Raw genomic sequence first — 22,644 nt, forward strand, 5'->3', positions numbered from 1 at the left:
TCAAGAATAACCATCTATTAACAATCTAAGAGCGAATCTCAAAACCGTGCATCCATGGGAATGCACCTGACTATTAAATAAACAAAACACCGCTTTATTCGCCGCAACAAACCATGTAAAATCCGCGCATTCTTTTAAACGGTCGCACGATAACCGTACAAAAGTGTGAAAATTTAGATTTATCTAAAAGAAAATCGGCATCCTGCGGAAATATCTTGTATAATCCCGCGCAATTTTTACTCAGACTGAAGTTGAAGCAATGACAGATTTAGCACATTACAGAAACATTGGTATTTTCGCCCACGTTGATGCGGGTAAAACGACCACAACAGAACGAATTTTGAAACTTACTGGTAAGATCCATAAAACCGGTGAAGTACACGATGGTGAATCTACCACTGACTTCATGGAGCAAGAAGCTGAGCGCGGTATTACTATCCAATCAGCTGCGGTTAGTTGTTTCTGGAAAGACCACCGCTTTAACGTTATCGATACTCCTGGACACGTTGACTTCACCGTTGAAGTTTACCGTTCTCTTAAAGTACTTGATGGCGGCATCGGTGTATTCTGTGGTTCTGGTGGTGTTGAGCCACAATCAGAAACTAACTGGCGCTATGCGAATGAATCAGAAGTAGCCCGTGTTATTTTCGTAAACAAATTAGACCGTATGGGTGCTGATTTTTACCGTGTTGTTGGCCAAGTGAAAAAAGTACTTGCCGCTAACCCGTTGGTAATGACCTTGCCTATCGGTATCGAAGATAACTTCGTTGGTGTAGTTGATGTTCTTACTAAACAAGCATACATCTGGGATGACACGGGTCTTCCTGAGAACTACGAGATCACAGATGTTCCTGCTGATATGGTTGATAAAGTAAACGAATATCATGAAATGTTGGTTGAAACAGCTGTTGAGCAAGACGATGACCTAATGATGGCTTACATGGATGGCGAAGAGCCTTCTATTGAAGACCTTAAGCGTTGTATCCGTAAAGGAACACGCGACATGTCGTTCTTCCCAACTTACTGTGGTTCAGCGTTTAAAAACAAAGGTATGCAGAACGTACTTGACGCAGTTGTTGATTACCTACCTAGCCCGACAGAAGTTGATCCTCAGCCATTGACTGACGAAGAAGGCAACGAAACAGGCGAGCACGCTTTAGTTTCTGTTGATGAGCCTTTACGCGCACTTGCGTTTAAAATCATGGATGACCGTTTCGGTGCATTGACCTTCGTTCGTATTTACTCAGGTAAATTAAACAAGGGTGATACCATCCTTAACTCTGCAACAGGTAAAACTGAACGTATCGGCCGTATGGTTGAGATGCAAGCAGATGAGCGTAATGAATTAACCAGCGCTCAAGCCGGTGACATCATCGCTATCGTTGGTATGAAGAACGTACAAACTGGTCACACACTTTGTGATGTTAAACATCCTTGTACACTAGAAGCGATGATCTTCCCTGATCCAGTTATCTCTATCGCCGTTGCACCAAAAGACAAAAACGGTTCAGAGAAAATGGGTATCGCTATCGGTAAAATGGTTGCAGAAGATCCGTCTTTCCGTGTTGAAACTGACGAAGATTCAGGCGAAACCATCCTTAAAGGTATGGGTGAGCTTCACTTAGACATCAAAGTGGACATCCTTAAGCGTACTTACGGTGTTGATTTGATTGTTGGTGAGCCTCAAGTTGCTTATCGTGAAACGATTACTCAAGCAGTTGAAGATTCTTATACCCATAAGAAGCAATCAGGCGGTTCTGGTCAATTTGGTAAAATTGACTACCGTATCAAGCCTGGTGAGCCAAACTCTGGTTTCACATTCACTTCAACAGTTGTTGGTGGTAACGTTCCTAAGGAATTTTTCCCAGCAATCGAGAAGGGCTTTAAAGGCATGATGGACAACGGCGTACTTGCTGGCTTCCCTGTTCTTGACGTTGAAGTTGAGCTTTATGACGGTGGTTTCCACGCGGTGGATTCATCAGCAATCGCGTTTGAAATTGCTGCTAAAGGTGCATTCCGTCAGTCTATCCCTAAAGCGGGTCCTCAACTGATTGAACCTATCATGAAAGTTGACGTGTTCACGCCAGACGATCACGTTGGTGACGTTATCGGTGACCTTAACCGTCGTCGTGGTATGATCAAAGACCAAGAAGCTGGTGTAACAGGTGTGCGCGTTAAAGCTGACGTACCACTTTCAGAAATGTTCGGTTACATCGGTTCGCTACGTACAATGACATCAGGTCGTGGTCAGTTCTCTATGGAGTTCTCTCACTACTCACCTTGTCCTAACAGCGTTTCTGAAAAAGTAATCGCTGAAGTAAAAGAGCGTAACGCTAAAAAGTAAACGCTTTATAGCTTTATAGAAAAAGCCCCGCTGGTGAAAACCGGCGGGGCTTTTTTGTATTCTCGATACGGTTATTTTTCATCAAATTTGCATGTTTGCAGACTTTAGGGCAACGTTTGTATTGATTGCGTCATCTATCAACGACCTTAAGGACAACGCCATGAAACGCACCCTCACCTTCATTTTCAGCTTAGTAAGCAGTGCTGCGTTTGCTACCCCTACCCATATTTATAATATACAAGGCTACACGCTCAACGATGAAAATGAACTGTCGCGCTTTAGCGATATTGTATTTGATGGGGGTAAAGTGATTGCCTTGGGCGATGAAGAGGCCGCACAAGGGCATCCACAAGCCCACACCATTGATGGTAGACGCCGCGTGATGATGCCAGGGATAATCGACGCGCATGGACACATACTTGGGCTAGGGAAAGCCTTGCTCGCGGTTGATGTAAGAGGCATTGCAAGCGCCAAAGCAGCAGCGAAAAAAGTGCGCGACTATGCTCAGCAAAACGCTGATACAGGCTGGATATTAGGCGGGGGATGGAACCAAGTACTGTGGCCCGATAAAGCATTTCCTACGTCAGCCATGCTAGATGAATATGTTAAGGACCGCCCTGTATGGATAAGTCGAATCGACGGTCACGCTGGGTGGGCGAATAGCAAGGCATTACAGGTAGCTGGCATAACCAAAGACACACTCGACCCACCAGGCGGCAAGATCATGCGTCATAAAAACGGCGCGCCTACCGGTATACTAATCGATAATGCCATGAACATGCTTGTCGAAAAAATACCTCAAGATACTGAGCAGGAACTAGGACGCAAACTTGATGCAGCTAGTGAACATCTACTCGCCCTAGGTATTACCGGCACCCATGACGCCGGCATTAATTACGCAACATATGAATATTATCTCAAACGTAGCCGCGAGCTTACATTGTCACTACGGATATATGCCATGATTGCAGCAACCGATCCTAAGTTGGCCGACATGCTCAAAGCAGGCCCAATCAGCGACCAGTATGACTATCTATCTATTCGTAGCGTAAAAGTATACGGTGACGGAGCCCTAGGCAGTCGCGGAGCTGCTATGCTTGCGCCCTATAGTGATGATCATGGGAACGTTGGCTTACTACTGACATCTGAAAAACAATTAAAACCGCTATTTGATTTAATCATTGGCAGTGGATTTCAGCTTAATATTCATGAAATAGGGGATCGTGGTAACCGTCTGGCTTTAGACCAATTCGAAGATACCTTTTCACGTATCAAGGGGCAGCACTTACGTCATCGCATAGAGCATGCACAGGTCATCAATGTATCTGACATACCTAGGTTCAAAGCACTCAAAATCATTCCTTCAATGCAACCTACGCACGCTACTAGCGATATGAATATGGCACAGCAAAGAATCGGTAAAGAGCGCTTAGAAGGAGCCTACGCTTGGCAGACGTTCGAACAACAGGGTTCTATCGTCGCTCTAGGCTCTGACTTTCCGGTTGAATTAGCCAATCCCTTTTTCGGTATACACGCTGCTGTCACAAGGCAAAATAGGCAAGACCAACCCGAAAACGGGTGGATCAAAAAAGAAGCTGTTACCGTGGAGCAGGCATTTAAAGGATTCACTTACAATGGCGCTTATGCGGCCCACCAAGAGCACGCTATTGGCAAATTAACCCCTGGAAAGTGGGCGGACTTTATTTTAGTTGACCAAGATATATTTACCATCAACCCACAAAACATCTGGAAAACCAAGGTACTTGAAACTTGGGTCGGCGGGGTCAAACGCTATGACAGCGCACAGCAATAATACGCATGTGCAATTAAAAAGGCTTTTGTCTTGGTGAGCTCCACTCATATCATCCGACAGAAATACGGAGCTATAAAGAGCGCCGTAAGAAACAACCTTATGGCACTCTTTCGTTAAATCAGCTTATTGGCCGTTATAGAGTGTGGTGATCCACTTTTCTTCCGTTATGAAATTCCACGCCCAATCCTTCCATCGCTCATCAAGACCTTCTTTGATTAGCAAATCTAAGCTAGCGCCTTTCGCTTTTCTAGCTGAAACGTAGTTGGCAGTTTGCTGCATCATTTCAAGGGTGGTTTGATAGGCTAATTTATCTGCTAATTCACCATGCCCTGGAATGATTTTGGTGTCGTTATCAATCATATCAAGTACGGTCGCTACATTGCTTATATAGCCGTCAACGGTGCCACCTCCGTCCAAATCGATATAGGGAAAACGCCCTTGAAAAAACAGATCGCCTGCGTGTAACACGTTGGCTTGTTCAAAGTAGACCACACTATCGCTGTCCGTATGACCAGCAGGAAGGTGGGTAACTATAATGGTGTCATCATTGAAATGAAATGTGAGGCCTTGCCCATAGGTGACAACGGGTAACGCGGAATGTGTATGGCCTTCATTCCCTTTTAAGCGCTTACGTACGTTATCGTGAGCAAAAACGGTACTACCCTGCACCTCTTTGAAGTAAGCATTGGAACCAGTGTGATCGCCATGATAGTGAGTATTGATCACGTATTTTGTAGGCTGTTCTGCGATCCCCCTTAAGGCTTCAGCTATTTTATCTGCAAGGGGAGCAAATTGGTCATCTATGATTAAAATTCCGTCCTCACCCGCTGACACACCAATATTGCCGCCAGCCCCAGTTAACATATACGTCGAGCCGTTCACCGCTTGGCTGTTTATTTTTACATTAGCGAACCTTTCATCCGCAATTGCATTTAAAGAACAACTCAAGGCGATGAACATCGATCCAAACATTGTTATTTTTTTTATCATCATGGTGTTTCCTGTGATTATTAGTTATTCATACATGAACGACGATCGAACCATTTTTGTTCATAGAAATGAGTGCTAACAATGTTTATTTTTCAATAAACTGGAAGCGCGGCATGCTTTGCCCATTAACCACAACAGCTTCATTAAACATGGATAATGGCCTGACCCACAAGCCTCGCTCACCGTACATAGGACGATATACCACCAGTTCCGACTCGTCTTCTGAATGCTTAGCAACACCAATCACTTCATAGTCATTTCCCTTGTAATGGCGGTATTTTCCTACTTCAATGCTCATACTGACCCTTAAGTAATAATTGACACAACCAGTATACCTTCGCCTAGAGCAAGGTGTAATACAGTATAGCGAATATTGATCAGCAGATGCTATGACATAGCCACGTGCTGCAGAGTTAGTGCAGACTCTCGAAGTCAAATACCATCTGTTGAACGTCACTACTATCTGGTAAGCCGACTGATAGCCCAACCAATCTAACACCTCTGCTCCCTCGTCGCTCGAGTGCCTCTAACAATAATGTTTTAAAGTAGTTCTTTTCGAGTACATGATGGCGGTGCTCCACCGTGGTTTGTTGGAAGTCGTTAAATTTCAGCTTAACTCCCTGACTTTGAATCGACAATCTAGGGCTGGCCTTTTCTAATCGACTGAGCAATTTAGGATATAAGCTTTCGAGCATGGCCAAGCACTCTTCATCTGTTGTAATGTCTTGCGCGAGGGTACGCTCTACACCAACAGATTTACGCTTGCGGCTAATAGTTAATTCACGCTCATCAATACCGTGACTACGATCCCAAATGACAGGACCAAATTTACCAAAAGATTTAACGAACGCATCAAAAGGATATTCCCGTACGTCTTGGCACGTATACAAGCCCATGTTATTAAGTTTTTGTAAGGTGACTTTGCCCACACCAGGTATTTTTCCCAGAGATAATTTCTTTACGAACGTGTCTTGGGTCTCGGGAGTAACGACACAAATACCATTCGGTTTATTCTCATCACTGGCGATTTTAGCGACGAATTTGCAAGGTGCGACCCCGGCTGACGCAGTCAATTGGGTTTCTTCGAAGATTGCCCGTCGAATGTCTTCAGCTATCAGGGTTGCACTACCGCAGAATAGGTCACTATCGCTTACATCTAGATAAGCTTCATCTAATGATAATGGCTCGATTTTATCGGTATAACGCAAGAAAATTTTACGAATTTGCTGAGAGATTTCGCTGTACAGCGCCATGCGCCCCGGTATCAATACTAAGTCAGGGCATAATTTACGAGCATATGCGGTTGCCATTGCTGAACGCACACCATACTTACGGGCGACATAATTACAGGTTGAGATAACCCCACGACGATCAGCACTACCACCAATCGCTAGAGGCACTGCACGATACTGGGGATTATCGCGCATTTCGACTGCAGCATAATAGCAGTCCATATCGATGTGTATGATCTTACGCATCTGCTAAACAACTGTATTTAAAAACAGTTATTTTGCGTGATTATCCGCCAGAGTCAATGTAAATCTCACTGGCGGTTACCTTCTTGCATGACAGCTTAAAGAATTTGGTTTTGTTTCCACTCGTTAAGCTTGGCTTGACGTGCTTCTTCACGCTCTAAGCGCGCTTTTTTACGATCACATGGCTCAGGGCAATCACATGCTTTATCAATGCCTAAAGCACCTAAACCGCCACAACTACCAGCGATCGCTTTGCGTTGCACCAAGTAACCCAAAGACATTGCTATTGCTACCACGATGAAAAATACAAATGCTAAAATAAAAGTACTCAAAATATCACTCCGAATTGGTCATTTTCGATAATTACTATTGGCGATCAATGAATGGTTCAAATTTTGGCGTAGTATACTCTTTAAACTCGCCGTTTTCTCGCGTGATCAGTAATACCGCTAAATCATTATGTAACGCTAGGTTAAGGGCTTCATCTTTACCCATGACGTTTAACGCTGTGGCTAAGCCATCAGCCGTCATCGAAGATGGATGCACCACAGTCACAGCTACCAAATTATGGGTAATAGGTGCCCCCGTGCGCGGATCGATCAAATGAGAATAACGCACTCCATCTTCTTCAAAGTAATTACGGTAATCCCCAGAAGTCGCAATTGCATTCGTCCCTATTGAAATAATCTCCTGAACTGCTCTCTCTGCTGACACTGGCTTTTCAATGGCGATGCGCCACTGTACCCCATTTGCCTTGTGCCCTGACACTCGCATTTCACCCCCCACCTCAACGAGGTAGTCATGCAAGCCTTGTGCAGCGAGTAAATCTGCCACAACATCGACACCATACCCTTTAGCAATAGTAGACAGGTCAACGTACAGATCGTTTTCTGATTTTTTGGCACTCTCGTCAAGTAAGGTGAGTTTATCTAGTCCTGTGCGCGCCTTAACGTCAGCAATTGTTTGCTCGCTCGGGCGCTTGTCGGGTTTCGCATCAGGCCCAAAACCCCATAAGTTAACCAAAGGCCCCACGGTAACATCTAGTACCCCATCACTCAGCTTGCCCAATCGCTTTGCCTCACGCATCACTTTTAACGTTTCAGGTGATAACGCAAACGGTTCTTCGCTGTGCCACTGATTAAAACGTGATAACTCAGATTCAGGGTCATACGTTGACATCAGCGCATTTACCCTTATTAACGCGGCATCGATATCATTATGTAACTGTTGTTCATCTACATCGCCGGCATTGACGAATTTTACGTTATATGTGGTGCCCATGGTATGACCGGTTAAATGACTTTCCGTCGGTGCCTGCGTGCAACTTGCAAGCAGCAAAGCAAAAGCAAATAAACCAGTCAGTCTAGTCATGTACCCTAGGTTAAACATTATCTTTTTACCTCTATAAAAAAAGGGACCGAAGTCCCTTTTCTACATACGTTGTTAACTTGGCTTACTATCTTGCGATAGCGAATTAACCACCAAAGTCATCAAGCATGATATTTTCATCTTCAACACCTAAGTCTTTCAACATGCTGATAACAGCTGCGTTCATCATAGGTGGACCACACATATAAAACTCACAATCTTCAGGAGCTGGATGATCTTTTAGGTAGTTCTCTAACAACACTTGGTGAATGAAACCTGTCAGGCCTTCCCAGTTATCTTCTGGTTGTGGATCAGACAAAGCAACATGCCAATTAAAGTTATCGTTCTCTTTTTGCAACATATCGAAATCTTCAACATAGAACATTTCACGTAGAGAACGTGCACCGTACCAGAAAGAAATTTTACGATCTGTCTTAATACGACGAAGTTGGTCGAAGATATGCGAACGCATTGGTGCCATACCTGCACCACCGCCGATAAAGACCATCTCAGCATTCGTTTTCTTAGCAAAGAACTCACCGAATGGACCTGAAATAGTGGCTTTATCACCTTCTTTCAAACTCCAAATATAAGATGACATTTTACCCGCAGGTAACGACAAGTTGTTCGGCGGCGGCGAAGCTACACGCACGTTCAACATAATGATGCCTTCTTCTTCAGGGTAGTTAGCCATCGAATATGCACGAATGGTTTCGTCGTCTACTTTTGATTCAATATCAAAGAAACCGAAACGTTCCCAATCACCACGATACTCTTCAGGTACATCGAAGTCTTTGTATTTAACATGATGAGGTGGAGCCTCAATTTGAATATAACCACCAGCACGGAATGGAACACTTTCACCATTAGGAATTTTAAGCTTAAGCTCTTTGATAAAGGTTGCTTTGTTATCGTTAGAAATAACTTCACAGTCCCACTTTTTGATACCAAAAATTTCTTCAGGAAGCTCAATGTCCATGTCTTGTTTGATAGAAACCTGACACGATAAACGACAACCTTCTTTGGCTTCACGCTTGCTGATGTGGTCCAGTTCAGTCGGTAAAATTTCACCGCCACCTTCTTTGATGTCTACACGACATTGACCACAAGAACCACCGCCACCACAAGCTGATGAAACAAAAATGCCTGAGTTTGCTAGGGCACCCAATAATTTGTCACCAGGCTGAGCGGTAATTGCTTTGTCCGGGTCACCATTGATAGAAATCGTGACTTCGCCTTCTGGCACTAACTTTGATTTGGCAAACATAATGATCAAAACCAAAGCTAGAACGATGGCAATAAACATTCCTACGCCAAGATAAATGTCTAACATCTAATTACTCCTATTCGGTTTCGATTAAATTGATACGCCAGAAAATGACTGGAAGCCCAATGCCATTAATCCTGCAATCATAAATACGGAACCTAAACCACGCACGCCGTCAGGCATATCTGCATACTTAAGTTTTTCACGTACAGCGGCTAGCAATGTAATCGCTAATGCCCAACCTGCACCACTACCTGCACCGTAGAAAATACTTTCCGTGAATGAGTAGTCGCGTTGCACTGCAAACGCTACACCACCGAAGATTGCACAGTTAACAGTAATCAAAGGCAAGAAGATACCCAAAGCGTTATAAAGCGCAGGGAAAAACTTATCTAAAGTCATTTCTAGAATCTGAACCAGAGCGGCAATAACGCCGATAAAGGTTAAGAAGCTTAAGAAGCTCAAGTCTGTATCTGGAAAACCAGCCCAAGCTAATGCGCCTGGTGCCAGAATATTGGCATAAACCAGTTGGTTCACAGGTACAGAAATCGTCAGTACTACGATAACCGCAACCCCGAGGCCCATCGCCGTTTTAACTTTCTTTGATACAGCTAAGAACGTACACATACCTAGGAAGTAGAACAACGCCATGTTTTCTAGGAAGATAGAACGGATAAATAAACTAATATAATGTTCCACGAAATTACTCCTTAGGCTCTACTTGTTCAGGCTTAATGGTACGAATGAACCAAATTAAACCCGCGATTAAGAAGAACGAGCTGAAAGGTAAAATCAATAAACCATTACCTTGATACCAACCGCCATTTTGAATAAGAGGCAAAATTTCAAAACCTAGAATCGTTCCGAAACCAAACAACTCTTTAATTGTACCGATAACGATCAATACAAATGAATACCCTAAGCCGTTACCTAGTCCGTCAAGGAAGCTGATAAACGGTGGGCTCTTCATGGCGAAGGCTTCCGCACGTCCCATAACGATACAGTTGGTAATAATCAAACCAACAAATACCGAGAGCTGTTTAGATATCTCGTAGGAATACGCTTTTAGCACCTGATCCACCACGATCACCAATGACGCGATAATCGTCATCTGCACGATAATACGAACTGATGAAGGTATCTGTGAACGGATCAATGAGATAAACAAGTTAGAGAAAGCCGTTACCGCGGTAAGGGCAAGTGACATTACTAGTGCCGTCTCTAACTTAGTGGTTACTGCAAGTGCCGAACATACGCCGAGGATTTGCAGTGCTATTGGGTTATTGTCTAGGATTGGCCCAAACAATACCTTTTTCATTTCTTTAGTATCAGCCATTATCTAGTCTCTTACGATTTCCATGGTTGGTTTTTAAGGTAAGGGCCAAAGCCATTCTCACCCAGCCAATAATCAAGTGTATTTTGCACGCCATTACTGGTTAGCGTAGCACCTGATAAAGCGTCAACTTCATAAGGATCGCTTGCTTTAGCGCCCTTAGTAACATCGATAGCCACTTCACCATCTTTATACAATTTCTTACCATCCCACTTCGCTTTCCATTCAGGATTTTCAACTTCACCACCAAGACCCGGGGTTTCTTGTTGATCATAATAAACAAGTTCACGAACGGTGTTACCGTCAGAATCGACTGCGAGCATGGCGTACATTAAGTTCCATAAACCACTGCCGTTGATTGGCAATACAATACGTGTCACCTCACCGTCAGGGTTAGAAATTAAATACACACTTGCGACGTTAGGACGACGCAATATACCAGCAGTATCAGGCTGAGGCTTGATACTCTCATCAGGATTGCGCGCCGCTTTGTACATATCGTAATCAGCATCTTTTTCAACATACTGACCCGTAGCCAAGTCTACAAATCTTTGTTCTACGCGTTCAGCATAAGTCGCAGCGATTTGCTCTTTGCTTTGACCAGCTTCAAGTAAGCCGGCTGCTTCTAAAATATTGGTTTGCTTGTCTAGTTTTGCATTCGCTTGTTGTAGAGAACGAAGACTTACCGCCGCCGTAGATACAATAACCGAGCAAACCAAACACACGGCGATCACTACGCCGACCGTTTTGCCTAATGTTTCTTTTTTAGCCGACACGTGCCATCCTCCGTTTAATATTGCTTTGAGCGACGAAATAATCGAATAGTGGAGCCCATAAATTCGCAAACAAAATTGCCAACATCATGCCTTCAGGGAAAGCAGGGTTAAGCACACGAATCAATACACACATCAAACCAATTAAGAAACCATAAGCCCACTTAGCACTATTGGTGAAGGACGCTGAAACAGGGTCGGTTGCCATAAAGAACATACCAAAGGCAAATCCGCCTGTGACCACATGCCAGTACCAAGGCATAGCAAACATCGCATTGGTGTCACTACCGATAACGTTAAGCAAGGTACTGAATACAGCTCCACCTAGTAAAACACCCAGCACAATGCGCCATGAGGCAATACGCATATAAATAATGAATAAGCCACCTAGCAAGATAGCCAATGTAGATACTTCACCTACCGAGCCTTGAATATTACCGAAGAACGCATCCCACCAATCTGCATTTAAAGACCAGTCAGTGACGTTACCTGCAGCTGCTTGGCTTAACCACGTCGCACCTGAGAAACCGTCAGCAGCCGTCCAAATTGCATCACCTGAAATTTGCGCAGGATAGGCAAAATACAAGAACGCACGACCAGAAAGCGCAGGGTTTAAGAAGTTACGGCCTGTGCCGCCAAAGACTTCTTTAGCAATAACAACACCGAAGGTAATCCCTAGCGCCACTTGCCACAAAGGAATAGTAGCAGGCAGGGTCAAAGCGAACAGTACAGAGGTAACGAAGAAGCCTTCGTTGACTTCGTGTTTGCGCACTGATGCAAAAAGCACTTCCCAGAAGCCACCAACAATAAAGGTGACTGCATAAATAGGAAGGAAAAAACACGCTCCATAAAGGAACATGGCTAACCCGCCCGTAGACTCAAGGCCAATTTGACCACCTAGTGCCGTAAATAAAGCCGCTTGCCACATATCAGGTACAGAAGCACCACCGTTAAGAATAACGTTGTGAGCCTGCTGACCTATGTTATACATACCGTAAAACATAGCTGGGAACGTAGCAGCCCAAACCATGATCATGATACGTTTTAAGTCGATACTGTCACGTACGTGAGTACCTGTTTTGTTAACTTTACCAGGAGTGTAAAAAATCGTCGCTGCAGCTTCATAAAGCGCATACCATTTTTCGTATTTACCACCTGCTTCAAAGTTAGGTTCAATTTTTTCTAAATAAGCTTTTAAACCCATGAGTTAACCCTCTTTCTCAATCTTGTCTAGACTCTCACGCAAGATCGGCCCGTAGTTATATTTACCAGGGCAAACATAGGTACAAAGCGCCAAATCTTCTTCGTCTAGCTCCAAACAACCTAATGTTTGAGCGCCATCAGTGTCACCAGAAATCAAATCACGCAACAACAAAGTTGGTAAAATATCTAATGGCATTACGCGTTCATAGTTACCGATTGGCACCATAGAGCGATCAGAACCATTCGTCGTGGTTGTCATGTTGAATAGTTTCTTAGGGCTAAAGTGTGCAAGATATGCACGGGTCACAGAGTGTTGATTAGCACCAGGCTTGATCCAACCAAGGAATTCTTTTTCACGGCCTTCACTAACAAGCGAAAGTTGTACATGGTAACGACCTACATAGCCATGAACGCCATGAGCGTTATTGCCTTGTAATACTGAGCCAGAGATTGTACGCACTTCACCTTCAGTGGTTTCACCAGAGGTTAACTCACTAACAGATGCACCTAACACACTTTTCACTAAGCGAGGCTTTTTGGCAGCTGGGCCAGCAAGAGCGTAAACGCGCTCGTTATTTAGCTTACCGGTTGTGAACAACGCACCCACAGCAATCACATCTTGATAGTTGATATGCCACACTTTTTTGGTTGCACCCACAGCGTCTAAATGATGAATATGCGTGCCGACTAAGCCTGCAGGGTGAGGTCCAGCAAACTCATTCACATCAACGTTGACATCACCCACAGGAACGTCTGAGCCTGGCGCTTTGCTAACATAGACTTTACCTTCAGTTAAGCATGAAATAACACGCAAACCGTTGATGAAATCTGCACTGCGCGGGGCAATAATAACAGCAGGATCGCCAGCCAACGGATTGGTATCCATGGCGTTTACGAAAATCGAATGCGGCTTACTGTCAAGCTCAGGGGTTTTGCTATAAGGGCGCGTACGCAGTGCAGTCCATAATCCAGATTCAACTAGATTTTTTTGCACTTTGTCTGCCGCTATAGATGACAACTCAGATTCGGCATACTTGTCGAATTCTACCGCGTCATCGCCTTCAACTTGAATCACCACTGACTGCAAAACACGTTTTGCGCCGCGGTTAATTTCGATGACAGTACCAGAAGCAGGTGCTGTGAACTTCACACCTGGATTCTTTTTGTCTTCGAAAAGCATCTGGCCTTTCTGCACTTTTTCGTCAACCTGCACATGCATAGTTGGACGCATACCAATGTACTCTTCACCTAACACAGCAACCTTAGTAATCGCTGGGCCGTCATGAATCTTTTGTTCTGGCGCTCCCGTAATCGGAAGATCTAACCCTTTCTTGATTTTAATCATACGCAATAGCACTACTCTAAAGTCAATACACATCACGGTTAGCCTTTCAGCTACATGCCACCCAAGTAAGCAACTTGTTGACAAAAAACCTATTCGTGATGAGTATTATTGATGTTATTTTGTAAATGTAATCGCCTAATTAACTGCCTGATAAATTCACTCAAGTATTTTAATTAGCCGCTATATGTTTTGTATTTATTTTGAAGAAATTAATTGGATATGAACTTTCCAGTTAATCTAACTCCGGAATTTTAACATTATCCTAGGCGGTTCTGCCATGCCAAATGTGCTTAAGCACAATTTTTTTAGCGTATTTTATCGTCATTAGTCGCTTCTTATCCATACAAGGGCAAAATGCAACATACTATTTACATTCGCCTTGCCAGTGCATGAGAATAGCTCTTATTTGCATTTAAAAAGATGACATAAAAAAACCGCCACATCAGGCGGTTTTCTATTACTAACTTAAAAACAAACTATTCCCATTTTGCTAATGGATTCTGCTCAGCTTCGTAGTCAACACCAGCAACATCAAAACCGAAAAGCTTTAAAAATTCATGGTGATAGCCAGCATAATCGCTCAACTCGTGGAAGTTTTCTTGTGTCACTTGATCCCAAAGCGCTTTAATCTTCGCTTGCGTCGCTTCATTGGTTTCTTTGCCGTCCATGCGCAAGCGGCCTTGTTCATCTAACTCTGGTGACTCAGCAAACAAACGCTCAGAGAACAATCCTTTAATCTGCTCAATACAGCCTTCGTGTGTGCCCTCTTCTTTCATCACTTTATAAATAAGTGAGATGTACAAAGGCATAACCGGGATCGCTGAACTGGCTTGAGTCACTAATGCTTTTAATGAAGACACATAGGCTTCGACGTGCTTAGCTTTGTTTTTGCTAACAATTGCAGCCGCCGCACGATCTAAATCTTCTTTCGCTTTACCAATGGTTGCTTGACCATAAATAGGCCAAGTTAACTCCTTGCCTATATAAGTATAAGCAGTGGTTTTACAGCCCTCAGCAAGCAAATCAGCGTCGGCCAACGCCTCAAGCCACAATTCCCAATCTTCACCGCCCATCACTTTGATGGTTTGTGCAATCTCATCTTCATTAGCTGGCTCAAGGGCAACTTCGTGAATACGATCTTTGTCAGTATCGTATGTCTTGGTGGTGTAGGCTTGCCCTACAGGTTTGAGGGTCGACTTAAACACTTCACCTGTTTCAGGATCGGTGCGTCTGGGTGATGCCAAGCTATAGATAACTAAATCAACTTGACCCATTTCGCGTTTTATCGTTTCTAGGGCTTGGGCTTTTATCTCATTTGAAAAGGCATCACCGTTAATTGTTTCGGCAAATAAACCTTTCGCCTTCGCTTCTTTATGAAATGCCGCTGTATTGTACCAGCCAGCGGTTGCTGTTTTACGTTCAGTCGGTGCTTTTTCGAAGCAAACGCCTAAGGTTTTCGCGCCATAACCGAAGGCAGACACGATACGAGAAGCCAGTCCGTAACCGGTTGAAGAACCGATAACGAGAACATTTTTAGGTCCGCTTCCGAGATCACCCTGAGAGGAAACATATTCAATTTGTTGAGCAACACTCGCTGCGCAACCATCTGGGTGAGCATTTGTACAAATAAAGCCACGGATCTTGGGCTTAATAACCATATTCATTTTTCCTATAAAAAGAGCAGCGCACATTGTAAATGCCCAGAATAATTAAACAACTCTGAGCAGATCAAGCGTAATGGTATCATTGGCCAATTATTTATTTTTTAATACCAGCCAAACGGCATGAATAACCCCAGGTAGCACGCCGAAAAGGGTCAATAAAATATTTAAGAAAAAGTGAGCGCTCAAACCGACCTGAAGTAATGCCCCTAACGGCGGTATGAAGATAGCCAAGATTAAATTAAGTGGATTAACTTTTTGCATAATAATGAACCTTATAGATTGTTGTTTTAGTGGAATATTACGCAATAACCATACATCAAGATTAAAAATTCGTCATTTTTCCGCTGATTAACGGCGGCTACTTCCCAGAACCGCCCATACAATTGGGTGAATCAGGGGCTTGTTGTTGCAATGTATGCCACTCTTGCTCTGTGTATGTATGAATGGCCAACGCGTGGATATCATTGGCCAGCTCGTCAGCTAACACCTGATTCACTGCGCGATGGCGCCCAATTAAGCGCTTCCCAGCGAACTCATCACTAACGATAACGACTTTAAAATGGCTTTCTGACCCAGCTGGAACATTATGCATAAAGCTTTCATTTACCACCTCTAAGTGACTCGGTGTAAACCCTGTTGATAACTTGTTTTCAATTGTCTGTTGTACTGTCATTTTTTGTCCTGTATTTGAGTATTTCGACGATATCAGTATACCTTGCTAGCCTCGTAAACTTGGCGTAATCAAGCGAAAGGTTAAGTTAATCCTCGGCGCCATTGCCTTAGTCGTTTTTGCCACGCTATGCAACCAGTGTGTTTGCGAGTTTCCCCCCATAACGAGCAGACTTCCATGCTCTAATGGTAACCTATGTCTTTGTCCACTTGTGCGGTGCTTTAAATCAAAGTTACGCACCTGGCCTAAACTGACAGATGCTATAACAGGACGCTCGCCGAGTTCCGCTTCGTCATCGCTGTGCCATGCCATACTGTCTCTACCATCACGATAACAGTTTGCTAAAACAGAGTTAAACTGAGTTTTACACGCTTTTTCACACCGTACTTTTAGTTCGTATAACGCTTCAGTCCATGGAAGCGGTGATAAATTAAGCCCTGAATACTGGTATAACGCATCTTCATCACCGTACCACGCTTGTAGGCGCGGGATTTTAACCTGTTTACCATACATTTTGATATCATCTTGCCGCCACGCCAAAGAAGCTAGAAGTTGTTGATAATACGCATCTGCTTCCTGATTAGACAAAAAATGTTGGAAGTGTCGAAAATCACCGTCAGGCAAAGGTAAAATTTGAGCTTCGCCGGCAGATAATGATGAGAATAAACTAGCTTGTTGCAAACCAACCTCGATAGATAAGAATGACATGAAAACAGAACTTACGCTTTTAGACCACAGCTATGAATTATTGAGATACCCTGCACAGAACCAACACGTCAGTTGGCAAGCGTGGGATGCTGCAGACGAATACTTAATCCAATACGTTGAACAGAATATCACGGATCTTAAAGGCCTTAATGTTCATATTTACAACGACGACTTTGGTGCACTAGGCGTCTGGTTTGCAAATAACTCACCTACCTGGATTAGCGATTCTTTCGTTGCTCATAAGGCGTTAGCCCTAAACCTTGAGCGCAATCATCTTGACGCGGCCTGCGTCAGCGCGCATAACAGCCTGTACAAGGCGCAAAAAACTGCTGATGTGGTACTCATCAAAATACCAAAAACATTAGCGTTATTAGAACAGCAGCTTATTGACTTACAGCTTTGTATTTCGCCTGAAACAAAGATAATCGCAGCCGGGAAAGTCAATGCTATTCAAAAATCAACACTTGCTCTGTTTGAAAAACACGTGGGCATAACCACCACCTCTTTGGCTAAGAAAAAGTCGCGTTTGATATTTTGCCAATACGAGGGGACGAAAAAAAGCATAAGCCCCTACCCGACGAAATGGAAAACCGATACAACCCAATTTACCATGAATAATCTGGCTAACGTTTTCTCACGTCAACAGTTAGACATTGGCGCTAGGGTACTACTTGCACATCTGCCCGATGCCAATCATAAACGTATCATCGATTTAGGCTGTGGCAACGGCGTGTTAGGCTTACATGTATTACATCAATCTGCAGATGCTCACGTGATCTTCGTCGACGAGTCTTTTATGGCTATCGCGTCAGCAAAAATGAATATCGAACAAAACATGCCGGATAAGCTCAAACAATGTGAGTTTATCGTCAGTAATTGTTTGGATGAGTATTTACGCTCGCCGGTAAATGAGGGCTCTGTAGATATTGTTTTGTGCAACCCGCCATTTCATCAGCAAAATACCATTACCGATCATATCGCACTGCAAATGTTCAAGGACAGCAAGCGTATTCTGAAGCATGGCGGAGAACTGCGCGTCGTGGGTAATCGTCATTTAGACTACCCACAGACGATTAAACGTCTTTTCGGTCATTACAAGGTACTTGCAAGTGATCGAAAATTCAGTATTTTGTCAGCAATTAAAAAGTAATAAGGAGGCCTGTATGTTGCGCGCCCTGTGTATTAGTATTTTTCTTATCTGTATGCCAGCTGTTGCTAAGCAAAAAGACGACGGCAGTCAAATTCAAGCTGATAATTTTTATCCCAGAGTAAAAATTGAAACCTCTATGGGTGACATCACAGTCGAACTGGACCGCTCAAGAGCCCCTATAGCAGTGAATAACTTTTTACGTTACGTGGACAAACGCAGTTACGAAGACACCATTTTCCACCGCATCGTAGCTAACTTTGTTGTACAAGGCGGCGGATACGACGTTGATTTCAACGAGAAACCTTCATTTCCAGACATCATTAATGAATCAGGTAACGGGTTAAAAAATGAGATGTACACCATTGCCATGGCGCGCCAGAAAGATCCTCACTCTTCAAATCGTCAATTTTTCTTCAATATGAACGACAACGTGAGTCTCGACCCAGGCCGAGATTGGGGGTACACAGTGTTTGGCTATGTCGTAGAAGGCACTGATGCCCTAGATGCTATATCGTTGGTGGAAACAGATTACGATACGACTTGGGGTTGGGCTGATGTGCCGGTTGAGCCAGTTATCATCAAACGAGTAACCGTTCTCCCTCCTGTTTAGTGCTTTACAGTATTTTCAAAAACAAATTGCTCGGCTCATCCACGCCGGGCAATTCGATTCTACCTTGTAAAGTGAAACCCAGCTTAAATAACATCCCCATAGATGCTGTGTTATTCACCGCAGTTATTGCTGACACGTTAGTGAGCCCAAGCGCCTCTTTGGCGTGCTTTAGTGTTGCTGAGGCGGCTTCGAACGCAATCCCCCTCCCATGATAACGCTCAGCAAAAGCAAAACCGATATCGGGCCATTCCAACGAATCGCGTTTTAATAAACCGCACAACCCTAGGGGCACACCATCTCGTGCACACTCCACTAGGCTCAAACAAAACCCCTGTTGCTTAAACATAGCTAACGGCCCAGTGTGAATGTACGCCAGCGCTTCTTTGCGCGTGTGTACATTCTTGTCACCTATATACTTAAGCCAACCTGGCTCATTGAGCAAAGCCAAAATAAATTCAGCATCACTGTCGCGAAGTAATCGAAAATGCAAACGGGGCGTTGTTTCAGGCAAAGTTCCAGTGTGGGGAAAAGATACTGTCATTTTGTTGCCTAACTATTTAGCGTGAGACAAGCAGTCAATATAACTAACAACAGTAATACGTAGTGCAGCGCCACCGTTGGGCGAAGCGCTGATTTAGCATACTCAATCAGTAACCCCACTGTACTTGGTCTTTGTGCCAACCAATTACGATTAAATTGCATCGCTGCGTCGCTTTGCTCATTTCCACTTGGCTGAAACAGCATAGACTCAATGACTAATAAACGCGTTTCTATGCGCCCTTGAAAGGTCTTCCACATGGCTTCTTGCAACCAAAGCAAAAAAACAACAGCAACGCTAAGAAGATGGGCATCGCTGAAACAGAAAATTGATACTACAAGCGCAATGCAGACCAACTTGATGATGGCGGCAAACTTCTCGTAATAATCATATTGATTTTGAAGGACAACCCACTCTTGTCTGAGGGCAGAATCGCCATGGCAACATTCCACTTGCATAATATTATTATCTTTAGCAATAAATATTTACGTTATGGTATGCATATATCACGAGTCAAGCAAACACCCTACTCAATTGTTTCAGGTGCAGACTCGGTTTCAAAATCGCACCCAAAAAATGCCACTTGGTTTTTACCGCGCTTTTTAGACATATACATCATTTGGTCTGCCTGCTGCATGAAATCACCTAGGGGCTGGCCTATATATTGCGCGTAACCAATGCTCACGGTTACCTTAGCGCTAGCACGTCTGAAACTGCAACGCTCAATAGACTCACAAATTCGATTTGCTATCTCTTTAGATTGTTCGGCGCAGGCTTCTACTAGCAAAATAACAAACTCATCTCCACCATAGCGGCATACCACGTCGTCTGCACGCATCTGCTGAGTGATCAAGTTAGCGATTTCAACCAGCACTTCGTCCCCAACTAAATGGCCATCATTGTCATTAATCTGCTTAAAGTCATCTACATCGACTATCAGTAGACTCAGAGGATGTTGGTAGCGCAGACTTCGAGCGGTTTCTATTTCAAGTTTGTTGGTAAAGTAGCGCCGGTTATATAGCTTTGTCAGTGGGTCTTGTACGGCTAGCTCTTCAAGTAGTTGGTTTTTATCATGTAGCTCTTGCAGTACAGTAAATTGCCCCACGCGGTTTTTTTCCGCCAATCTGGCGATAAAAAAGGCAATCAGCATAGTTGTGAAGCAGGTAAGAATAGGTGAAGAAGCCTGCCCACTAGGTAACATATAGAGCAAACCAGCACTGACGGCGAGCCAACAGCAGAATAATAAGCCAAAGAGAAACAACAAATGTCCTTGCACCAACATCGCAATGACCATCATCCCCATGATAAAAGGCACCGGCCCATGGCCTTGCATACTGGTATAAATAGATAATACCGTCGCCATAAAGGCTAAAAAAGCGGGGTACATCATCTCAAGCAGTGACACGCTCCAAGACGCTGAATTACTGACTCTGGCAGAAGGCAGCAGCAACAAGTTGAGTAAGGCGTACAATACATTGCTTAAATAGACGGCAAGATACGGCAGCATATCGGGGCTGAACGCCCCCGAGCCCAATCGTAGATGGTGTATTAGATGCACACCAAAGCCAATCAAAGCGACTATAGAAAAATACCAAACCAAGGTTAAATTGCTTTTAATCGATGCATTCTTATAGGCAAAAGCTTGATTCGCGGCGGGCTTGGGTACTATCTGCATATGAATTCTGTTATATGTCTTTACGGCTTCCTTCGAATAACTATAGTCGACATAAACAGTTTACGAACCCGTTAGGGCCTTTATTTACGCATTGCGATGATTAAATGCGAGCACTTGTGAAATATTGGGCTTATCTAACGCTAACATAACCAATCTATCAATGCCGACAGCCACGCCTGCACAATTCGGTAAACCAGCTTCTAATGCAGACAAAAACAACTCATCAATTGCAACATTAGGTAAGCCATTTCTTTCTCGTAGGTCATTATCAGCTGTAAATCGTTGCCGTTGCTCTTCAACATTTGCGAGTTCATGAAAACCATTAGCTAACTCAATTCCTTTAAAATACAGCTCAAAACGCTCAGCAACGCGGCCGTCATCAGGACTGATTCTGGCCAAAGCAGCCTGACTCGCAGGGAATCTATCAATGAAGCACGGTCTTTCGTTCGCTATCTTCGGTTCAATTTCATGGCTAAATAACAGCTGTAATATCGTGTCTCTATCTTGTTCATGCTGACAAATATGCTCATACCCTAATTCACTTCCTTTTTGCTGTAAGGCACTGAGCGGCGCTGTTAATGGATCAATCGATAAATACGATATAAACGCGGCTTGATAACTCATGCGCTGCGCTTTTTCACAGCCCACAACGTGCTGCATCAAATCGTCAAGCTCATCCATTAATTGTCTGTGGTTAAAATCAGGGCGATACCATTCAAGCATGGTAAATTCTGGGTTATGATGCTTGCCCGCCTCTTCATTACGAAACGCCTTTGCAATTTGATAAATAGGACCACTTCCTGCACACAGCAGACGCTTCATGGCATATTCTGGAGAAGTTTGCAGATACATAGTCCGCGCCTGAGGGGAAGTGGGATCGTTAAATTCGGTTTCAAATACGCGCATATGAAAATCGCTTACTGACGCATTACTTAACTGTGGCGTTTCCACTTCTGTCACATTGCGCTGGAAAAAAAACTGGCGAATGTCAGCAATGATGTTCGCTCTTTGTTTTAATATGGCAATATCAGCTGTAGGTTGCCAATCATAGCTAGGCTCATAAGGCATAGTCGCTCCTTGAATTGCGGGCATAAAAAAGCTCACAGTAAATGTGAGCTTTTAATACAATATTTGTTACTTACTTCTGTGCTCGAGACGCATATTCGCCGCTGCGAGTATCCACTTTCACTACTTCGCCGGTTTGCACAAACAGAGGAACTCGAACCACTGCCCCTGTGCTTAATGTGGCAGGTTTACCGCCTGTGCCCGCCGTATCACCTTTTAGGCCAGGGTCTGTTTCAGTGATTTCTAACTCAACAAAGTTAGGAGGAGTGACCGCTATCGGTGTACCATTCCACAAGGTAATAGTGCAGCTGTCATTTTCAACCAACCATTTGACGGCATCGCCAACTGCTTTATCGTCTGCTGCGATTTGCTCAAACGACTCATTATTCATAAAATGCCAGAATTCACCGTCGGTATACAAATATGACAGCTCCATATCCATGACATCTGCACCTTCAAACGACTCACCTGATTTAAAGGTTTTCTCAATGGTTTTGCCTGAAACAAGCTTCTTTAGCTTAACTCGGTTAAAGGCTTGGCCCTTACCAGGTTTGACGTATTCGTTCTCAAGAATGTTGCAAGGTTCTCCGTCGAGCATAATTTTAACGCCGCCTTTGAACTCATTAGTGCTGATATTAGCCATGTTTCCTCGT

24 protein-coding genes are annotated in these 22,644 nt (G+C 43.8%); 4 read left to right on the forward strand and 20 right to left on the reverse strand.

The features are described 5' to 3' along the window. Positions 1–259: 259 nt before the first annotated feature. On the forward strand, positions 260–2,344 hold the full coding sequence (gene fusA / locus FX988_RS10500) for an elongation factor G (RefSeq protein WP_160179685.1): 2,085 nt from the start codon (positions 260–262) through the stop codon (positions 2,342–2,344). A 160-nt stretch (positions 2,345–2,504) separates the two neighbouring features. Continuing rightward, positions 2,505–4,157, forward strand: a complete 1,653-nt coding sequence (locus FX988_RS10505; RefSeq protein ID WP_160179687.1) for an amidohydrolase — start codon at positions 2,505–2,507, stop codon at positions 4,155–4,157. A 123-nt stretch (positions 4,158–4,280) separates the two neighbouring features. On the opposite strand, the gene FX988_RS10510 is transcribed toward FX988_RS10505, so the two are convergent. The 15 genes from FX988_RS10510 to FX988_RS10580 form a co-directional block, all read right to left on the reverse strand. Continuing rightward, positions 4,281–5,150, reverse strand: a complete 870-nt coding sequence (locus FX988_RS10510) for an MBL fold metallo-hydrolase (RefSeq protein ID WP_412761893.1) — start codon at positions 5,148–5,150, stop codon at positions 4,281–4,283. Between the two features lie 82 nt (positions 5,151–5,232). Continuing rightward, positions 5,233–5,445 carry a DUF1653 domain-containing protein gene (locus tag FX988_RS10515; RefSeq protein WP_160179689.1) on the reverse strand — a complete coding sequence of 71 codons (213 nt, stop codon included), beginning with the start codon at positions 5,443–5,445 and terminating at the stop codon, positions 5,233–5,235. Positions 5,446–5,560: 115 nt separating this feature from the next. Then, positions 5,561–6,625, reverse strand: coding sequence for a DNA polymerase IV (gene dinB / locus FX988_RS10520; protein ID WP_160179691.1), 1,065 nt, complete (start codon positions 6,623–6,625; stop codon positions 5,561–5,563). Positions 6,626–6,720: 95 nt separating this feature from the next. Beyond that, positions 6,721–6,954 (reverse strand): (Na+)-NQR maturation NqrM, encoded by a 234-nt coding sequence (gene nqrM, locus FX988_RS10525; protein ID WP_039992679.1) that lies wholly within the window; start codon positions 6,952–6,954, stop codon positions 6,721–6,723. A 34-nt stretch (positions 6,955–6,988) separates the two neighbouring features. Then, positions 6,989–8,011 carry an FAD:protein FMN transferase gene (locus FX988_RS10530; RefSeq protein WP_160179692.1) on the reverse strand — a complete coding sequence of 341 codons (1,023 nt, stop codon included), beginning with the start codon at positions 8,009–8,011 and terminating at the stop codon, positions 6,989–6,991. Positions 8,012–8,096: 85 nt separating this feature from the next. Further along, entirely contained in the window at positions 8,097–9,323 is a 1,227-nt protein-coding gene (nqrF, locus tag FX988_RS10535; protein ID WP_160179694.1) for an NADH:ubiquinone reductase (Na(+)-transporting) subunit F, read from the reverse strand. A 24-nt stretch (positions 9,324–9,347) separates the two neighbouring features. Continuing rightward, positions 9,348–9,956 (reverse strand): NADH:ubiquinone reductase (Na(+)-transporting) subunit E, encoded by a 609-nt coding sequence (gene nqrE, locus FX988_RS10540; RefSeq protein WP_160179696.1) that lies wholly within the window; start codon positions 9,954–9,956, stop codon positions 9,348–9,350. 4 nt (positions 9,957–9,960) lie between these two features. Further along, positions 9,961–10,593 (reverse strand): NADH:ubiquinone reductase (Na(+)-transporting) subunit D, encoded by a 633-nt coding sequence (locus FX988_RS10545; protein WP_160179698.1) that lies wholly within the window; start codon positions 10,591–10,593, stop codon positions 9,961–9,963. An 11-nt stretch (positions 10,594–10,604) separates the two neighbouring features. After that, positions 10,605–11,366 (reverse strand): Na(+)-translocating NADH-quinone reductase subunit C, encoded by a 762-nt coding sequence (locus FX988_RS10550; protein WP_160179700.1) that lies wholly within the window; start codon positions 11,364–11,366, stop codon positions 10,605–10,607. Further along, positions 11,356–12,567 (reverse strand): NADH:ubiquinone reductase (Na(+)-transporting) subunit B, encoded by a 1,212-nt coding sequence (locus FX988_RS10555; RefSeq protein WP_160179702.1) that lies wholly within the window; start codon positions 12,565–12,567, stop codon positions 11,356–11,358. Before FX988_RS10555 ends, FX988_RS10550 begins: the two co-directional genes overlap by 11 nt. A 3-nt stretch (positions 12,568–12,570) precedes the next feature. Further along, entirely contained in the window at positions 12,571–13,911 is a 1,341-nt protein-coding gene (locus FX988_RS10560; protein WP_201751584.1) for a Na(+)-translocating NADH-quinone reductase subunit A, read from the reverse strand. Between the two features lie 476 nt (positions 13,912–14,387). Next, positions 14,388–15,569 carry an enoyl-ACP reductase FabV gene (gene fabV / locus FX988_RS10565; protein WP_160179706.1) on the reverse strand — a complete coding sequence of 394 codons (1,182 nt, stop codon included), beginning with the start codon at positions 15,567–15,569 and terminating at the stop codon, positions 14,388–14,390. A gap of 96 nt (positions 15,570–15,665) precedes the next feature. Further along, complete coding sequence (locus FX988_RS10570; RefSeq protein WP_006992648.1) at positions 15,666–15,836, reverse strand: YqaE/Pmp3 family membrane protein; 171 nt, start codon at positions 15,834–15,836, stop codon at positions 15,666–15,668. Positions 15,837–15,933: 97 nt separating this feature from the next. Continuing rightward, positions 15,934–16,248, reverse strand: a complete 315-nt coding sequence (gene bolA, locus FX988_RS10575; protein ID WP_160179708.1) for a transcriptional regulator BolA — start codon at positions 16,246–16,248, stop codon at positions 15,934–15,936. Between the two features lie 45 nt (positions 16,249–16,293). Beyond that, positions 16,294–16,953 carry an alpha-ketoglutarate-dependent dioxygenase AlkB family protein gene (locus FX988_RS10580; RefSeq protein ID WP_160179710.1) on the reverse strand — a complete coding sequence of 220 codons (660 nt, stop codon included), beginning with the start codon at positions 16,951–16,953 and terminating at the stop codon, positions 16,294–16,296. On the opposite strand from FX988_RS10580, the gene FX988_RS10585 reads away from it, so the two are divergent. Both FX988_RS10585 and FX988_RS10590 read left to right on the forward strand, forming a co-directional pair. Further along, positions 16,952–18,103 (forward strand): methyltransferase, encoded by a 1,152-nt coding sequence (locus tag FX988_RS10585; protein ID WP_160179712.1) that lies wholly within the window; start codon positions 16,952–16,954, stop codon positions 18,101–18,103. The genes FX988_RS10580 and FX988_RS10585 overlap by 2 nt on opposite strands. Positions 18,104–18,116: 13 nt before the next feature. Then, positions 18,117–18,713, forward strand: a complete 597-nt coding sequence (locus tag FX988_RS10590) for a peptidylprolyl isomerase (RefSeq protein ID WP_160179714.1) — start codon at positions 18,117–18,119, stop codon at positions 18,711–18,713. A gap of 4 nt (positions 18,714–18,717) precedes the next feature. Here the strand turns inward: FX988_RS10590 and FX988_RS10595 are convergent, their stop codons facing one another. The 5 genes from FX988_RS10595 to efp all read right to left on the reverse strand — a co-directional run bounded on the left by FX988_RS10595 (position 18,718) and on the right by efp (position 22,634). Further along, positions 18,718–19,254 carry a GNAT family N-acetyltransferase gene (locus FX988_RS10595; protein WP_160179716.1) on the reverse strand — a complete coding sequence of 179 codons (537 nt, stop codon included), beginning with the start codon at positions 19,252–19,254 and terminating at the stop codon, positions 18,718–18,720. Between the two features lie 8 nt (positions 19,255–19,262). After that, positions 19,263–19,709, reverse strand: a complete 447-nt coding sequence (locus tag FX988_RS10600) for a hypothetical protein (RefSeq protein WP_160179718.1) — start codon at positions 19,707–19,709, stop codon at positions 19,263–19,265. A gap of 68 nt (positions 19,710–19,777) precedes the next feature. Then, positions 19,778–20,926: a GGDEF domain-containing protein gene (locus FX988_RS10605; RefSeq protein WP_160179720.1), complete on the reverse strand. Its 1,149-nt coding sequence runs from the start codon at positions 20,924–20,926 to the stop codon at positions 19,778–19,780. A gap of 84 nt (positions 20,927–21,010) precedes the next feature. After that, positions 21,011–21,994, reverse strand: coding sequence for an elongation factor P--(R)-beta-lysine ligase (gene epmA, locus FX988_RS10610; protein ID WP_160179722.1), 984 nt, complete (start codon positions 21,992–21,994; stop codon positions 21,011–21,013). A gap of 70 nt (positions 21,995–22,064) precedes the next feature. After that, positions 22,065–22,634: an elongation factor P gene (gene efp / locus FX988_RS10615; protein WP_008303719.1), complete on the reverse strand. Its 570-nt coding sequence runs from the start codon at positions 22,632–22,634 to the stop codon at positions 22,065–22,067. Positions 22,635–22,644: the final 10 nt, after the last annotated feature.

Origin of the sequence: Paraglaciecola mesophila, from assembly GCF_009906955.1 — a bacterium.
GTDB classification, from domain to species: domain Bacteria; phylum Pseudomonadota; class Gammaproteobacteria; order Enterobacterales; family Alteromonadaceae; genus Paraglaciecola; species Paraglaciecola mesophila_A.

What these genes read in the sequence shown, in the direction of transcription:
- fusA (WP_160179685.1), top strand. Translation starts at nt 260, where the DNA reads ATGACAGATTTAGCACATTACAGAAACATTGGTATTTTCGCCCACGTT.
- FX988_RS10505 (WP_160179687.1), top strand. Translation starts at nt 2,505, where the DNA reads ATGAAACGCACCCTCACCTTCATTTTCAGCTTAGTAAGCAGTGCTGCG.
- FX988_RS10510 (WP_412761893.1), bottom strand. Translation starts at nt 5,150, where the DNA reads ATGATGATAAAAAAAATAACAATGTTTGGATCGATGTTCATCGCCTTG.
- FX988_RS10515 (WP_160179689.1), bottom strand. Translation starts at nt 5,445, where the DNA reads ATGAGCATTGAAGTAGGAAAATACCGCCATTACAAGGGAAATGACTAT.
- dinB (WP_160179691.1), bottom strand. Translation starts at nt 6,625, where the DNA reads ATGCGTAAGATCATACACATCGATATGGACTGCTATTATGCTGCAGTC.
- FX988_RS10530 (WP_160179692.1), bottom strand. Translation starts at nt 8,011, where the DNA reads ATGTTTAACCTAGGGTACATGACTAGACTGACTGGTTTATTTGCTTTT.
- nqrF (WP_160179694.1), bottom strand. Translation starts at nt 9,323, where the DNA reads ATGTTAGACATTTATCTTGGCGTAGGAATGTTTATTGCCATCGTTCTA.
- FX988_RS10545 (WP_160179698.1), bottom strand. Translation starts at nt 10,593, where the DNA reads ATGGCTGATACTAAAGAAATGAAAAAGGTATTGTTTGGGCCAATCCTA.
- FX988_RS10555 (WP_160179702.1), bottom strand. Translation starts at nt 12,567, where the DNA reads ATGGGTTTAAAAGCTTATTTAGAAAAAATTGAACCTAACTTTGAAGCA.
- FX988_RS10560 (WP_201751584.1), bottom strand. Translation starts at nt 13,911, where the DNA reads ATGATTAAAATCAAGAAAGGGTTAGATCTTCCGATTACGGGAGCGCCA.
- fabV (WP_160179706.1), bottom strand. Translation starts at nt 15,569, where the DNA reads ATGGTTATTAAGCCCAAGATCCGTGGCTTTATTTGTACAAATGCTCAC.
- FX988_RS10570 (WP_006992648.1), bottom strand. Translation starts at nt 15,836, where the DNA reads ATGCAAAAAGTTAATCCACTTAATTTAATCTTGGCTATCTTCATACCG.
- bolA (WP_160179708.1), bottom strand. Translation starts at nt 16,248, where the DNA reads ATGACAGTACAACAGACAATTGAAAACAAGTTATCAACAGGGTTTACA.
- FX988_RS10585 (WP_160179712.1), top strand. Translation starts at nt 16,952, where the DNA reads ATGAAAACAGAACTTACGCTTTTAGACCACAGCTATGAATTATTGAGA.
- FX988_RS10580 (WP_160179710.1), bottom strand. Translation starts at nt 16,953, where the DNA reads ATGTCATTCTTATCTATCGAGGTTGGTTTGCAACAAGCTAGTTTATTC.
- FX988_RS10590 (WP_160179714.1), top strand. Translation starts at nt 18,117, where the DNA reads ATGTTGCGCGCCCTGTGTATTAGTATTTTTCTTATCTGTATGCCAGCT.
- FX988_RS10595 (WP_160179716.1), bottom strand. Translation starts at nt 19,254, where the DNA reads ATGACAGTATCTTTTCCCCACACTGGAACTTTGCCTGAAACAACGCCC.
- FX988_RS10600 (WP_160179718.1), bottom strand. Translation starts at nt 19,709, where the DNA reads ATGCAAGTGGAATGTTGCCATGGCGATTCTGCCCTCAGACAAGAGTGG.
- FX988_RS10605 (WP_160179720.1), bottom strand. Translation starts at nt 20,926, where the DNA reads ATGCAGATAGTACCCAAGCCCGCCGCGAATCAAGCTTTTGCCTATAAG.
- epmA (WP_160179722.1), bottom strand. Translation starts at nt 21,994, where the DNA reads ATGCCTTATGAGCCTAGCTATGATTGGCAACCTACAGCTGATATTGCC.
- efp (WP_008303719.1), bottom strand. Translation starts at nt 22,634, where the DNA reads ATGGCTAATATCAGCACTAATGAGTTCAAAGGCGGCGTTAAAATTATG.